This is a genomic window from Pseudomonas sp. URMO17WK12:I12 (assembly GCF_000514395.1).
Classification (GTDB): Bacteria; Pseudomonadota; Gammaproteobacteria; order Pseudomonadales; family Pseudomonadaceae; genus Aquipseudomonas; species Aquipseudomonas mucoides.
The window spans coordinates 238,276-251,703 of the sequence record NZ_AZVV01000009.1 but is presented as its reverse complement, the minus strand read 5'-3'; the positions used below and the strand labels follow the sequence as shown (position 1 = coordinate 251,703).

Annotated in this window: 12 protein-coding genes and 2 riboswitches; of the genes, 6 read left to right on the top strand and 6 right to left on the bottom strand. The window is 61.9% G+C overall.

The genetic code is table 11. The annotated features are described in order from the left end of the window. Nucleotides 1–11: 11 nt before the first annotated feature. Nucleotides 12–1,571 carry a TerC family protein gene (locus tag D882_RS0113680; protein ID WP_027923778.1) on the bottom strand — a complete coding sequence of 520 codons (1,560 nt, stop codon included), beginning with the start codon at nucleotides 1,569–1,571 and terminating at the stop codon, nucleotides 12–14. A 335-nt stretch (nucleotides 1,572–1,906) separates the two neighbouring features. On the opposite strand from D882_RS0113680, the gene D882_RS0113675 reads away from it, so the two are divergent. After that, entirely contained in the window at nucleotides 1,907–2,164 is a 258-nt protein-coding gene (locus D882_RS0113675) for a DUF2790 domain-containing protein (RefSeq protein ID WP_027923777.1), read from the top strand. Here D882_RS0113675 and D882_RS0113670 read toward each other — a convergent pair. Continuing rightward, a complete protein-coding gene (locus tag D882_RS0113670; RefSeq protein WP_027923776.1) occupies nucleotides 2,155–2,565 on the bottom strand; it encodes a MerR family transcriptional regulator in 411 nt (136 codons plus the stop codon). The genes D882_RS0113675 and D882_RS0113670 overlap by 10 nt on opposite strands. Nucleotides 2,566–2,642: 77 nt before the next feature. On the opposite strand from D882_RS0113670, the gene D882_RS0113665 reads away from it, so the two are divergent. After that, nucleotides 2,643–3,866, top strand: a complete 1,224-nt coding sequence (locus tag D882_RS0113665) for an NADH:flavin oxidoreductase/NADH oxidase family protein (protein ID WP_027923775.1) — start codon at nucleotides 2,643–2,645, stop codon at nucleotides 3,864–3,866. Nucleotides 3,867–3,918: 52 nt separating this feature from the next. Here D882_RS0113665 and D882_RS0113660 read toward each other — a convergent pair whose 3' ends face one another. The 4 genes from D882_RS0113660 to cobW form a co-directional block, all read right to left on the bottom strand. Continuing rightward, the gene (locus D882_RS0113660) at nucleotides 3,919–4,530 is read right to left on the bottom strand and encodes a VWA domain-containing protein (protein WP_081743958.1); all 612 of its coding nucleotides are present in this window, start codon (nucleotides 4,528–4,530) and stop codon (nucleotides 3,919–3,921) included. Between the two features lie 53 nt (nucleotides 4,531–4,583). Then, nucleotides 4,584–5,582: an ATP-binding protein gene (locus D882_RS0113655; RefSeq protein ID WP_027923773.1), complete on the bottom strand. Its 999-nt coding sequence runs from the start codon at nucleotides 5,580–5,582 to the stop codon at nucleotides 4,584–4,586. Nucleotides 5,583–5,647: 65 nt separating this feature from the next. Next, nucleotides 5,648–9,424 (bottom strand): cobaltochelatase subunit CobN, encoded by a 3,777-nt coding sequence (gene cobN, locus D882_RS0113650; protein ID WP_027923772.1) that lies wholly within the window; start codon nucleotides 9,422–9,424, stop codon nucleotides 5,648–5,650. A 3-nt stretch (nucleotides 9,425–9,427) separates the two neighbouring features. Further along, the gene (gene cobW, locus D882_RS0113645; protein ID WP_027923771.1) at nucleotides 9,428–10,489 is read right to left on the bottom strand and encodes a cobalamin biosynthesis protein CobW; all 1,062 of its coding nucleotides are present in this window, start codon (nucleotides 10,487–10,489) and stop codon (nucleotides 9,428–9,430) included. Between the two features lie 99 nt (nucleotides 10,490–10,588). Then, nucleotides 10,589–10,801: riboswitch (cobalamin riboswitch) on the bottom strand. 114 nt (nucleotides 10,802–10,915) lie between these two features. Continuing rightward, nucleotides 10,916–11,144: riboswitch (cobalamin riboswitch) on the top strand. 119 nt (nucleotides 11,145–11,263) lie between these two features. Between cobW and D882_RS0113640 the strand changes: the two genes are divergently transcribed. The 4 genes from D882_RS0113640 to cobM all read left to right on the top strand — a co-directional run bounded on the left by D882_RS0113640 (nucleotide 11,264) and on the right by cobM (nucleotide 13,424). After that, nucleotides 11,264–11,467, top strand: coding sequence for a CbtB-domain containing protein (locus D882_RS0113640; RefSeq protein ID WP_027923770.1), 204 nt, complete (start codon nucleotides 11,264–11,266; stop codon nucleotides 11,465–11,467). 11 nt (nucleotides 11,468–11,478) lie between these two features. Then, nucleotides 11,479–12,186: a CbtA family protein gene (locus tag D882_RS0113635; protein WP_027923769.1), complete on the top strand. Its 708-nt coding sequence runs from the start codon at nucleotides 11,479–11,481 to the stop codon at nucleotides 12,184–12,186. After that, complete coding sequence (locus D882_RS0113630) at nucleotides 12,183–12,596, top strand: cobalamin biosynthesis protein (protein WP_027923768.1); 414 nt, start codon at nucleotides 12,183–12,185, stop codon at nucleotides 12,594–12,596. The genes D882_RS0113635 and D882_RS0113630 overlap by 4 nt, the downstream gene beginning before the upstream one ends. Before the next feature lie 81 nt (nucleotides 12,597–12,677). Beyond that, nucleotides 12,678–13,424 carry a precorrin-4 C(11)-methyltransferase gene (cobM, locus tag D882_RS0113625; protein ID WP_027923767.1) on the top strand — a complete coding sequence of 249 codons (747 nt, stop codon included), beginning with the start codon at nucleotides 12,678–12,680 and terminating at the stop codon, nucleotides 13,422–13,424. Nucleotides 13,425–13,428 lie beyond the last annotated feature (4 nt).

Sequence of the window (13,428 nt, the reverse complement as noted above, 5' to 3'; positions counted from 1 at the left end):
CCCGGAAAAAACTAGCGGTCGATACACACCAGCAGCACCCGCGTCACCCGCCGCTCCTCAACGGCCACCACTCTCATTCGCCAGCCCTGCCACTCCAGGCTGTCGCCGATCACCGGCAATCGATCCAGCAAGCTCACGACCAACCCGGCCAGGGTCTGATAGTCCTCAGTAGGCTCAGCCACGAATCCGGTCTGCTGTCGAACCCGTGTCAGGTTCAACGCACCGCTGACCAAAAAACCGCCTTGCTCTTCCACCACGTCCGGGCCTTCGATTTCGCTGGCGTCGGGCAGTTCGCCGGCAATCGATTCCAGAATGTCGGTCATGGTCAACACACCCACAAAGTCACCGAATTCATTGACCACGAATGCAATGTGCGTCGAGGCCTGGCGCATCTGCTCCAGCGCATTGAGGATGGAGTAGCTGTCCAGCAAGTTAACGGTCTTGCGCGCCAACTGCTCCAGATCCGGTTCGTTGCCGGCCAGGTATTCGTTGAGCAACTCCTTCTTGTGCACGAAGCCCAGCGGCTCGTCCACCGCGCCGTCACGGATCAACGGCAAGCGCGAATAGGACGAATGCATCAGCCGCGTACGAATGGTAGGCGCATCATCGGCCAGGTCGATGTAATCAACGTCGGCACGCACGGTCATCAACGTTCGGATCGGCCGTTCGGCCAGTTGCAGTACGCCGCTGATCATCACCCGCTCGCGGCGGTCGAACAGTGCTTCGCCCGGTGCGTCGCCGTTGTCCAGCAGGTCGGCAACCTCCTCACCGACTTCCTCCACCGCCATGCTGCGACCGCCGAGCAAACGCAACACCGCATGGGCCGTTCGCTCGCGCATGGGCCGCAGTCCCTGCAGGGATTTCTTGCGGCGAGCGCGGGCGATCTGGTTGAACACTTCGATCAGGATCGAGAAACCGATGGCCGCATACAGATAGCCTTTGGGAATGTGGAAACCCAACCCTTCGGCCGTCAACGCGAAGCCGATCATCATCAAGAAGCCCAGACAGAGCATGATCACTGTCGGGTGCGCGTTGACGAACCGGGTCAACGGCTTGCTGGCGACGATCATCAGGCCGATGGAGATGATCACCGCGATCATCATCACCGCCAGTTCATCGACCATACCCACAGCGGTAATCACTGCGTCGAGGGAGAACACCGCGTCGAGCACCACAATCTGCGCCACGATCGGCCAGAACATCGCATATGCGGCGTTGGCCGAGCGCTGGCCGACATGGCCTTCGAGCCGTTCGTGCAATTCCATGGTGGCCTTGAACAGCAGGAACACTCCACCGAACAGCATGATCAGGTCACGACCGGAGAAGCTCTTGTCGAACACCTCGATCAGCGGCTGCGTCAAGGTGACCAGCCACGAGATACTCGCCAGCAAGCCCAGGCGCATGATCAGCGCCAACGACAATCCAATGATTCGCGCACGGTCGCGCTGCTCGGGCGGCAATTTGTCCGCAAGGATCGCGATAAACACCAGGTTGTCGATGCCGAGCACCAGCTCCAGCACAATCAACGTCAATAAGCCCAGCCAAGCGGTGGGGTCAGCTAACCATTCCATAAAAACGTCTCGATCTCTTCAGTGAATTCAGAATGCCAGGCACGGCAAGGCGCGGCGCAGAGGCCGTGGGATTGCAATGACGAAGTGTTTTGAATGTCGAAAGACCGGGTGTTTCAAGAGCGCGCAATGGCGCGATGAGGAAGGATAACCGGGAGGCTCCAAGAGGGTGTTCATGCAAGTCCTGAAAGACAAAAGGACTTGGATCGTACAGGCGAAACCGATAATTCCTACAATCGAAAATCATTTCAAAATTTGTAGTCAGCCTGGAATAAACCCTGACCGGGCTCGTCGTACTGCCACTGAAATCGTTCAGTAGCCACCACGAGAGCCCCGCCATGAAAAGCCTCCTGTCCGCGCTGTTTCTGATTGCCCTCAGCGGCACTGCCGCCGCTGCGTCTGCCGCCACCGCCAGCACCTCGAATGTCGAGGACTACAACTATTCGACACCGTTGAATATCGCCAAGGTCGTCAACATCACCCGCGGCGACTATTGCGGCATTGGCCCACGGGAGATGACCTACGTCGACACGATGGGCGCTACCCACGTCTTGCGCTATCAAGCGTTCGGTGATTCGTGCATCGATCAGAATTGATGTTTGAGCGACGCCATCACCCGCTCGGCATTCGCCTCACAGGCTATCCCCTCAGGCCGCGCCTGGATGCCTTCAATCACCCCCAGCAACTTCGCCTTGCTCTGTGCCAGGTGAAGTTGCATCTGTTCGATCTGCTCGACCTTGCGCAGCAGCCCCGCCAATAATTCTTCGTGCTTGAACTCGCCCGTCACCGTATCCGGCAACAATTGCTTCAGCTCTTCAAGGCTGAACCCGGCCTGCTGCGCGCACTGGATGATCATCAGTGTTTGCAGGACTTGTGCGGGATAGCGCCGGTAGCCGTTGGCCGAACGCTCTACCTGACGAATCAATCCCTGAGACTCGTAAAAGCGAATACGCGATGCATTCAATCCGCTCAACTGCGCCAATTCACCAATCTTCATCCCGGCCTCATTTGCCTGCTTGACATTAAAGTTAACTTTAAGCTTAGCCTCTGCTCTTCACTGATGAGGAGTCAAGCATGTCGCCCTTCCAAGCGTTGAATCTGCCCAACGGCCAGACCGTCGGCAATCGTATTGCCAAAGCCGCCATGGAAGAAAATCTCGCCGACACCGGGCAAGCACCGTCAGGCGCATTGTTTCAGCTGTATCAGGCCTGGGCCGAGGGCGAAGCGGGCCTGTTGCTGACCGGCAATGTGATGATCGACCGCCGCGCCATGACGGGTCCCGGCGGCGTGGTGCTGGAAGATGAACGCGATCTGCAGCGCTTTCGTCAGTGGGCGACGATCGGGCGTTCCGGTGGCGCGCAGTTCTGGATGCAGCTCAATCATCCCGGTCGCCAAACCATGGCCAACCTCGGTCAACAAGCCTGGGCACCCTCTGCCGTCGCACTGGACCTGGGCGCGTTTTCCAAGATGTTCGCCGAGCCCAAACCGATGTCCGAAGACGATATCGCCGAAGTGATCGCACGCTTCGCCACCAGCGCGGCCCTAGCGGAAAAGGCCGGGTTCACGGGCGTGCAGGTTCATGCGGCTCACGGTTACCTGATCAGCCAGTTCCTCTCGCCGTTGACCAATCACCGCACCGACCGTTGGGGCGGCTCACTGGAGAACCGCGCGCGCTTGTTGCTGGACGTGGTCCGAGCCGTTCGCCGCGCGGTCTCACCGCAGTTTTGCGTGTCGGTGAAACTCAACTCTGCTGACTTCCAGAGGGGCGGCTTTGACGCCGACGATGCTCGCCAAGTGATTGTGTGGCTCAACGAGCAGCGCATCGACCTGCTGGAGCTCTCCGGCGGCAGCTACGAAGCGCCGGCGATGCAAGGCGAAGCCCGCGACGGCCGGACGTTGGCGCGTGAAGCCTACTTCCTGGAAATGGCCGCTGAACTGGCCAGCGTCGCGCACATGCCGGTGATGGTGACAGGCGGCATTCGGCGCCTGGCTATCGTCCAGCAGGTACTCGACAGCGGCATCGCCATGGCGGGTATCGGCACGGCACTGGCGGTTGAACCGCAGTTGGTCAAACACTGGCACGAAGGCCGCAACAGCCATCCGCAATTGCCGCCGATCCTGTGGAAGCGCAAACCGTTGGCCGCACTGGCGAACATGGCAGTGGTGAAGTTTCAGCTGCATCGATTGAGCCGCGGGCGCAAGCCTCGTCCTCAGGTCTGGGCGGTGTGGGCGTTGATTCTTGACCGGCTGTACATAGGCCGGCGTACGCGGCAGTACCGTCAGGCGATGGGTAAATAGATTTAGACCGAGTTGCCTGCTCGCGATGGGGCCAGGACAGCCAGTCAATCACTCAACCAGGAATCAGCTCATCAATGTGCCGATAATCCGCTTGCAGCTCTGCCGCCAACTGCTTCGCCCGGCCCAACCGGATCGGCCCGCGCTCGATATCAATCAGCAGGCTGGGGCATTCCAGCGCTGGCAACAATGACCACTCCTTCAATCGCCCATCAGTCAGCAACAACACACGCTGCTGTTCCGCCGGAAAGCGCTTTTTGCGCGTCGCCAACCAACGCCCCGCCTCACCCAGCGCCGCCAACACTGGCGTGCCACCGCTGGCGCCCAACCCATCAAGCCAGGTCCGCAATCCGCTGGACGCTTTCAAGCCTTGCACCTGCCATTTCGGCACATTGCCGCTGGCCGTCAACAACGCCAGGCGCGCACGCTGACGGTAGGCATCGTCAAACAGCTGCGCCAGCAACCCCTTCGCATCACTCAACGCCTGATGTCGGCGAGTCGAGGCGGAGGCGTCGACAATCACCAGCCACAGCTCTTGGGCGCTTCGAGTGCGAAGGTGGAACAACACGTCGCTGCGCTGACGAGGCTGACCATTGAGCAAGGTGCCGGGCCAGTTGATCGAGCCGCTGCGTGCAGCATGGCGTTTGCCCTGTTTGCCGTTGTCCAGCCGTCCTGTACGGGGTCTGGCATTCGCCCCCGCGTCAGATCGAGGGCGAATGCCTAGGGCTTTTTTGGCCAGCTCGGCACTTCACGGCGGGCGCCAACCGGCAGCGCCTGGGCGGGCATTTCACCCCATTGCCCCTGGCCTTCGCTCGGGGCGGACTGTTGCGGGGATGGCGCCTGACTGTGCTGCGGGGCCGGCGGTGATTGCTCGCGGCGGCGATGGCGCAAGGCGAATTCAGCGACGGCGTCGATATCGTCCTCACTGATCGCGTTCGCACCGCGCCACGCAGCGTGGGCGCGAGCCGCACGCAGCCACACCAGGTCAGCGCGCAAGCCATCGACGCCGGCAGCAAAGCAGCGCTCAGTGATCAGCGCCAACGCTTGATCGTCGAGCGGGATGCTCGGCAAGAGGCGGCGGGCCTTCTCGCACCGTTCGCGCAGCGATTGCTGCGGGTGTTCCCACTGCGCGCAAAAGCGCTGCGGATCGCTGTCGAAATCCAGGCGCCGACGGATGATCTGCCCGCGCTCGATCGGTGCGGTGTGGCCGCTGAGCGCGACGTTCAGGCCAAAGCGGTCGAGCAATTGCGGACGCAGTTCGCCTTCTTCCGGGTTCATGGTGCCGATCAGCACAAACTTCGCCGAATGCTGATGGGAAATACCATCACGCTCGATCAGGTTGGTGCCGCTGGCGGCGACGTCGAGCAACAGGTCCACGAGGTGGTCGGGCAGCAGGTTGACCTCGTCGACGTAGAGCACGCCACCATCGGCCTTCGCCAGTACGCCGGGAGAGAATTGCGCACGCCCGTCGCTCAGCGCGGCATCGAGGTCGAGGGTGCCGACCAGACGTTCTTCCGTGGCGCCCAGCGGCAAGGTGACGAACTGACCGCTGGCCAGCAGGTCCGCGAGGCCCCGGGCCAGGGTGGATTTGGCCATGCCGCGCGGACCTTCGATCAGCACGCCGCCGATTTTCGGGTCGATGGCGGTCAGGTACAGGGCGAGCTTCAAGTCGTCGGCGCCGACCACGGCGGATAAGGGGAAATGCGGGGTGTCGGTCATGTCGAGTCTCGTGTGTGGTCGGTGATGTGATCGTTTCCACGCTTTGCGTGGGAACGATCATGCCCTCATGAATCTTCTTCTATATCCAGCAGCAGGTTTTCCAGGGCCTCACGGTACTCGCCCGGCTCCTGCCACATCCCCCGCTGCTGCGCTTCCAGCATCCGTTCGGTCATGTCGCGCAAGGCATGCGGATTGTGCTCGCGAACAAACTCGCGCGTCGCCGGGTCGAGCAAATAGGCATCAGCCAGCAACGCGTACTGGTGATCGTCAATCAGCTGCGTCGTCGCGTCGAAGGCAAACAGGTTATCGACCGTCGCCGCCAGTTCAAACGCGCCTTTGTAGCCGTGACGCTTGACCCCGTCGATCCACTTTGGATTGGCCGCCCGGGAGCGGATCACCCGGTTCAGTTCTTCTTTCAAGGTGCGGATCTTCGGCAGATCCGGCTGACTGTGATCGCCGTGGTAACTGGCCGCTGTTTCACCGCTAAGGCTTTCCACGGCAGCAAGCATGCCGCCCTGGAACTGGTAATAGTCGTTGGAATCGAGCAAGTCGTGCTCACGGTTGTCCTGGTTTTGCAGCACCGCTTGCACCTGACTCAAGCGCTGGGCGAATTGTTCGCGGGCGGCGGTGCCTTCGTCGGAACCGCCATAAGCATAGCCGCCCCAATTCAGGTAAACCTCGGCCAGGTCTTCACGGCTTTGCCACAGGCGCCCGTCGATGGCGCCCTGCACACCGGCGCCGTAGGCACCGGGCTTGGCACCAAAAATTCGCCAACCGGCCTGACGGTTCGCGGCGTCTTCATCCAGGCCCGATTGCATCAGCGCTTCACGCTCGGCACGCACTTTGGCGGCCAAGGGGTTGAGGTCGTCGGGTTCATCCAGCGCTGCGACCGCTTGCACCGCCGCATCGAACAGACGGATCAGGTTGGCAAACGCATCGCGAAAGAACCCGGAAACACGCAGGGTCACGTCCACACGCGGGCGGTCGAGCAAGCTCAGCGGCAGGATTTCGAAATCGTCGACCCGCTGACTGCCCGTGGCCCAGACCGGGCGCACGCCCATCAGCGCCATGGCCTGGGCGATGTCGTCGCCGCCGGTGCGCATGGTCGCGGTGCCCCACACTGACAGGCCGAGCTGGCGCAGGTGATCGCCATGGTCTTGCAGGTGTCGTTCGAGGATCAGGTTGGCGGACTGGAAACCGATGCGCCACGCAGTGGTGGTGGGCAGGTTGCGCACGTCGACCGAATAGAAATTGCGCCCGGTTGGCAGCACGTCCAGGCGACCGCGACTGGGTGCGCCGCTCGGGCCGGCGGGGACGAAGCGGCCGTTCAAGGCGTCGAGCAGACCGCGCATTTCGGCTGGGCCGCAGGCGTCAAGGCGTGGGGCGACGACTTCGCACAAATTGTCGAGGATGGCGTGCACTTCCGCCCAACCCGGCTCACTCCTACAAGGTCCGGGTTCGGTCGACAACGTTTGGGTAATGAGTTGAGCGGCGAACAATTCCAGGCGTTCACGGGTATCCCCCGCCGTGCGCCAGGCTTCATCGGTGAGGGTTTGCAGTTCAATGGGACGCGGCCCGCTCCAAGTCTCGGCCAGCGCACAATCCAGCGGATCGAACCCCAACTCGAACGCCTTGGCCAATGCCCGCAGCAAACTCGATTGCGCGCCACGCCCATCGCCACGCGGAATCCGCAGCAAAGCCAGCAAGGTGTCGATGCGCAACCGCCCTCTCGGTGATTCACCAAAGATGTGCAAACCATCGCGAATCTGCGACTCCTTCAAATCGCACAAATACGTGTCCAGTCGCGGCAACCAGATCGCCGCGTCGGCATCGCTGTCGAGTTTTTCGTCCAGTTGCAGCTCACGATCAATGTGCGTGTCGCGCACCAGTTGCAGGATGTCGCGCTGCAATTCACGGGCGCGGCGCGGATCGAGCAGTTGCGCTTCGTAATACTCATCGGCCAGCAGCTCAAGGTTGCGCAGTGGGCCGTAGGTTTCAGCGCGCGTCAGCGGCGGCATCAGGTGGTCGATGATCACCGCTTGGGTGCGGCGCTTGGCCTGCGCGCCCTCGCCCGGATCGTTGACGATAAACGGGTAGATGTTCGGCAGCGGCCCGAGCAACGCATCCGGCCAGCAGCTTTCCGAGAGCCCGACGCCTTTGCCCGGCAACCATTCGAGGTTGCCGTGTTTGCCGACGTGGATCACACCGTGGGCGCCATAGGTGTTGCGCAGCCAGAAGTAGAACGCCAGATAACCGTGGGGCGGCACCAGGTCCGGGTCGTGATAGACCGCGCTCGGGTCCACCTGATAGCCGCGCGCCGGTTGAATGCCGACGAAGGTCAGGCCAAAACGCAGGCCGGCAATCATCATCCGTTCGCCACGGTACATCGGGTCGTTTTCGGGGGTGCCCCAGCGCTCCAGCACGGCCTGGCGATTGGCCTCGGGCAAGGCGTCGAACATCCGCTGGTATTCGTCCAGCGCGAGGCTTTGATGACACGGACGCTGGTCGAGCGTGTCAAGGTCGTTGCTGACGCCGCCAAGCAATTGCTGGATCAACGCGGTGCCACTGTCCGGTAATTCGGCCGGCAACGGATAACCTTCTTGATGCAGCGCACGCAGGATGTTCAACGCGGCGGCTGGCGTGTCGAGGCCGACACCATTACCGATTCGCCCATCGCGGGTCGGGTAGTTGGCGAGAATCAGGGCGATGCGTTTTTCGCGGTTCGGCACCCGCGCCAGATCGATCCAGCGCCGCGCCAGTTCAGCGACGAAATCCATGCGTTCCGGTTGCGGTCGATAACACACCACGTCCGACTGACTGCGCTCGCTGCGCCACGCCAGGTCCTTGAAGCTGATCGGGCGGCTGATGATCCGACCGTCCAGTTCCGGCAGCGCGATGTGCATCGCCAGGTCGCGCGGGCCTAGGCCCTGCTCGCTGGCGCGCCAACCGGGTTCGTTGTCCTGGGCGCATATTGCCTGGATCACCGGGATGTTGCGGCGAAACGGTCGCAGATGCGGGGCTTCGGGACTGGATTGGGCAAAACCGGTGGTGTTCAGAATCACCCCCGCCTCGACTTCATCCAGCCAATCCTCGACCACCGTCAGGCAGCCGGGCTCTTTCAAACTGGCCACGGCCATCGGCAAAGGGTTTAACCCGGCCGCTTGCAAACGCTGGCAGAAAACATCGATGAAAGCGGTATTGGCCGCTTGCAAATGCGAGCGGTAAAACAGCACTGCCGCCACCGGTTGATCGGCTTGCCAGTCGGCCTGCCAATCCTTCAGTTCAGCCGGACTTTTGTGCGGGTGGTAAATCGCTGTGCGCGGCAGGACTTGCGGCTCGGCCCACGCGTAATCGCGGTCCAGCCAGCGAGTGGCGAGGCAGCGGAAAAAGTCCAGGGCATTGCCCATGCCGCCCTGACGCAAAAACTGCCAGAGCCGATCACGGTCGCAGGCCTCGACGGTACTGAGGTCGCTGAGTTCCGGGTCCGGACGATCATCGCCGGGCACCAGAATCAGCTGCACGCCTCGCTCGGACAATTGCACCAGCCGCTCGACGCCATAACGCCAGTAGGCAATGCCGCCGTGCAGCGAGATCAGGATCACCTTGGCGTGGCGCAGCACTTCATCGACATACAAATCGACCGAGGCGTGATTCTGCACCTGCATCGGGTTGGCCAAACGTACGCTCGGGTAGTCGTCGGGCAGTTGCTGCGCGGCTTCGGCCAGCAGCGCCAGGCTGGAATCGCCGCTGCACAGGATCACCAGCTCGGCGGGGGTTTGTCCGAGGTCGGCGATGTTGTCATCCGACACAAAACCGCCGGGCTGGGTCCTGAGCAGGTGCATGGCTTAAACGCTGAGCGCAGCGCGCAATTGCGCTTCGAGTTCGGTGGCGTCCAGTTCCTGGCCGATCAGCACCAGGCGCGTGGTGCGTCCTTCCTCGACTCCCCACTGGCGGTCGAAGTGCTTGTCGAAACGTGTGCCCACGCCCTGAATCAGCAAGCGCATTGGTTTGTTCGGGATTGCCGCGAAACCTTTGATACGCAGGATGCCGTGCTTGACCACCAGTTGCGTCAGGGCGTCCATCAGCAGGCTTTCGTCGGCTTGCGGCAGCTCAATGGAGATCGAGTCGAACGCGTCGTGGTCGTGATCGTCTTCACCTTCGTGGTGATGATCGTGGTGACTGTGACGGCTGTCGATGTGTTCTTCGGAGCCGGCGCCGAGGCCGATCAACACGTCCAGTGGCAGGCGACCACTGCTGGCTTCGACGACTTTCACTGCAGGCGGCAGTTCTTCGGCGACTTCGAGGCGCACGCGGGCCAGGTCTTCAGGGCTGATCAGGTCGGCCTTGTTGAGGATCACCAGGTCGGCGCTGGCCAGTTGGTCGGCGAACAGTTCGTGCAGCGGCGATTCGTGGTCCAGGTTCGGGTCGAGTTTGCGCTGGGCATCCACTTGATCCGGGAACGCGGCGAAGGTGCCGGCGGCCACGGCCGGGCTATCGACCACGGTGATCACTGCGTCAACGGTGCAGGCGCTGCGGATTTCTGGCCACTGGAAGGCCTGGACCAGCGGCTTTGGCAGGGCCAGGCCCGAGGTTTCGATGAGGATGTGATCGAGGTCGCCGCGACGGGCCACCAGTTCGCGCATCACCGGGAAGAATTCTTCCTGGACGGTGCAACACAGGCAGCCGTTGGCCAGTTCGTAGACGCGACCGTTGGCTTCTTCTTCGGTGCAGCCGATGGAGCACTGCTTGAGGATTTCGCCGTCGATGCCCAGCTCGCCGAACTCGTTGACGATCACCGCAATGCGACGGCCTTGGGCGTTGTCGAGCATGTGCCGCAGCAAGGTGGTTTTGCCCGAGCCGAGGAAGCCGGTAACGATGGTGACGGGGAGTTTGGCCAGTGTTTTCATCGGATGCCCTTTGGCAAGGTGGCGGGCATACGGGACGACGACCGCAGCAGCACACGCTGCGCGGAAGATTTCGCCACCGGATCACCCCGCCCGGTTGAAAGTCAGAATCTGTGTCGAGGCAGGTCTCCTGGCTGACGGCTGGCCAGTCGTTTGACTGGCGGTTTCTGCGCCTTCCCGCTCGCGCCATGGCTGGCGCATGCAGTGGCATGGCAGAAACTGAACCGTTCACAGTTGCGGGGGCAGCCGCGGCATTGACCGCGTTCCCTTCTTAGCTTCGGCAAACGCCGAAGAACCTCGAAAGCGCAAGGCTACGCATCGCGCTGGGGCGGGTCAATGTCTTGTGGCGGCCATTAGGACGCTATGGCGTCGACACGGTCCCAAGTTGAGAACCCTTGCCAATTGACGCGAATCCCCCGCCCATGCTCTCCTACGCATCTTGTTACGGGTGCCCTTCACAGGGTGAAACGGGAAACCGGTGAATCATGTGCTTTACTCAAAGCCATGTCAGTCCGGTGCTGCCCCCGCAACGGTAAGCGAGCGAAGCATCAAATCCACTGTGCCAGCAGTTCGGCATGGGAAGGTGATGCTTGCAGGTCAAGGCGAAAGCCTGCGCCCCTCGTGAGCCCGGAGACCGGCCCGCAACACCCAGTGACCGTTACGGTCACTGAACAACAAACCCGCGGTGGGCGGGCGCTGTTTGAACGTCTGCGTGCCCGGCTCGCAGGGGTTTTCCATGCGCTCTATTCACCCGCTGACAGACCAGAGGGATGCGCCATGTCGATCATCAACAGCACCGCCAGCAACGCCGATAAGAGCACCGCCAGCACCACGTCTACCCTGACCCAACGCCTGACTGCCGCCATCTGCGCGTCGATCCTGGGCGCGTGCCTGGTGTATTTCGCCGGTTTCTCGCACATCGAAGCGGTGCACAACGCTGCACACGATACCCGTCACAGCTCTGCGTTCCCGTGCCATTGAGAGCTCTCGACATGATCAAGCGTATTGCGCAAACCGCAGGGTTTACCGGGCTGCTGGCCGCCCTGCTGCTGACCTTGCTGCAAAGCTTCTGGGTCGCACCGCTGATTCTTCAAGCGGAAACCTACGAGAAAGCCGAGCCCGCAGTGGTTCAACCCCATGAACACGCCGAAGGCGCCATGGCCGCGCACACCCACGACGCCGAAGCCTGGGAGCCGGAAGACGGCTGGCAGCGCGTGCTGTCGACCACTGGCGGCAATCTGGTGGTGGCCGTTGGTTTCGCCCTGATGCTCGCCGGCCTCTACACCCTGCGTGCACCGACTAAAACGTCTCAAGGCCTGCTCTGGGGTCTGGCCGGTTATGCAACGTTTGTCCTCGCACCGACCCTGGGCCTGCCGCCTGAACTGCCGGGCACCGTTGCGGCGGATCTGGCGCAACGGCAGATCTGGTGGATCGGCACTGCTGCTTCAACCGCTGTCGGTATCGCGCTGATCGTGTTCAGCCGCCACTGGCTGATGAAAGTGCTGGGCGTGGCGATTCTGGCCGTTCCGCACGTGATTGGCGCGCCACAACCGGAAGTGCATTCGATGCTCGCGCCGCAAGCCCTGGAAGCTCAATTCAACATCGCTTCGCAGTTGACCAACGTAGCGTTCTGGCTGGCCCTGGGCCTGATCAGCGCCTGGTTGTTCCGCCGCAAAAGCGATGGCCAATACCACGCATGACTGATGCCAGCACAGCGCCGACGCTAGTGGTCGGCCTGGGCTGCCAGCGCGGCTGCCCCGCGAGCACGCTGCGGGCATTGCTGGATCAGGCGCTACAGGCTCATCAAATCGGGCTTCATGAGATAAAGGCACTCGCCAGCATTGACCTGAAGCGCGATGAGCCTGGCCTGATCGAACTCGCGGAACAACTCGCACTGCCGTTGATGTTCTTCAGCAGTGAACAATTGGCTGGATATCACACCAGCCTCAGCCATCGTTCCGACATCGCGTTCGAACGCACCGGCTGCTACGGCGTAGCGGAAAGTGCCGCCCTGGCACTGGCCGAACAGCTGGCTCAGGCTCCGGTAAAACTGCTGATCTGCCGACAAAAATACGCGCAAGCAACCCTGGCATTGGCCGGCGCTGCGTAAAATCCCCGATAATCGCGCATTCGATCATGAGCAATCTTCATCTGAAGCGTTGCCCGGCCTCTTTTTTCACAGGAAACGACGATGACCGTCTACTTCATTGGCGCGGGTCCCGGCGACCCGGAACTGATCACGGTCAAAGGCCAACGGCTGATTCGCAGCTGCCCGGTGATCATCTATGCCGGCTCACTCGTGCCGGCAGCCGTGCTGGAAGGCCATCGCGCCGAACAGGTGGTCAACAGCGCCGAATTGCACCTGGAACAGATCATTGATCTGATCAAAACCGCCCACGCCAACGGTCAGGATGTGGCGCGGGTGCATTCCGGCGATCCGAGCCTGTATGGCGCGATTGGCGAGCAGATTCGCTACCTGCGTGAACTCGACATTCCGTTTGAAATCATTCCTGGCGTGACGGCGACCGCGGCGTGTGCAGCGCTTTTAGGGGCTGAACTGACCTTGCCGGACATCTCGCAAAGCGTGATTCTGACCCGCTACGCCGACAAGACCGCCATGCCGCCGGGCGAGGAACTGGGCAGTCTGGCGCAGCATGGGGCGACCATGGCCATTCATTTGGGCGTGAATCATCTGGAGAAAATCCTCGCTGAGCTGCTGCCGCATTACGGCGCGGACTGCCCGATTGCGGTGATCCACCGGGCGACGTGGCCGGATCAGGATTGGGTGGTGGGAACGCTTGAGGACATTGCCGGGAAGGTCGAGGCCAAAGGGTTTCGGCGCACGGCGTTGATTCTGGTGGGACGGGTGTTGGGGAGTGATCAGTTCAGCGAGTCGTCGCTGTATCGTGCGGGGCATGCGCATCTCTATCGCCCATAGGGCC

Excerpts from the sequence above, each read along its gene's own strand:
- D882_RS0113680 (WP_027923778.1), bottom strand. The coding sequence starts at position 1,571 with ATGGAATGGTTAGCTGACCCCACCGCTTGGCTGGGCTTATTGACGTTG.
- D882_RS0113675 (WP_027923777.1), top strand. The coding sequence starts at position 1,907 with ATGAAAAGCCTCCTGTCCGCGCTGTTTCTGATTGCCCTCAGCGGCACT.
- D882_RS0113670 (WP_027923776.1), bottom strand. The coding sequence starts at position 2,565 with ATGAAGATTGGTGAATTGGCGCAGTTGAGCGGATTGAATGCATCGCGT.
- D882_RS0113665 (WP_027923775.1), top strand. The coding sequence starts at position 2,643 with ATGTCGCCCTTCCAAGCGTTGAATCTGCCCAACGGCCAGACCGTCGGC.
- D882_RS0113655 (WP_027923773.1), bottom strand. The coding sequence starts at position 5,582 with ATGACCGACACCCCGCATTTCCCCTTATCCGCCGTGGTCGGCGCCGAC.
- cobN (WP_027923772.1), bottom strand. The coding sequence starts at position 9,424 with ATGCACCTGCTCAGGACCCAGCCCGGCGGTTTTGTGTCGGATGACAAC.
- cobW (WP_027923771.1), bottom strand. The coding sequence starts at position 10,489 with ATGAAAACACTGGCCAAACTCCCCGTCACCATCGTTACCGGCTTCCTC.
- D882_RS0113640 (WP_027923770.1), top strand. The coding sequence starts at position 11,264 with ATGTCGATCATCAACAGCACCGCCAGCAACGCCGATAAGAGCACCGCC.
- D882_RS0113635 (WP_027923769.1), top strand. The coding sequence starts at position 11,479 with ATGATCAAGCGTATTGCGCAAACCGCAGGGTTTACCGGGCTGCTGGCC.
- D882_RS0113630 (WP_027923768.1), top strand. The coding sequence starts at position 12,183 with ATGACTGATGCCAGCACAGCGCCGACGCTAGTGGTCGGCCTGGGCTGC.
- cobM (WP_027923767.1), top strand. The coding sequence starts at position 12,678 with ATGACCGTCTACTTCATTGGCGCGGGTCCCGGCGACCCGGAACTGATC.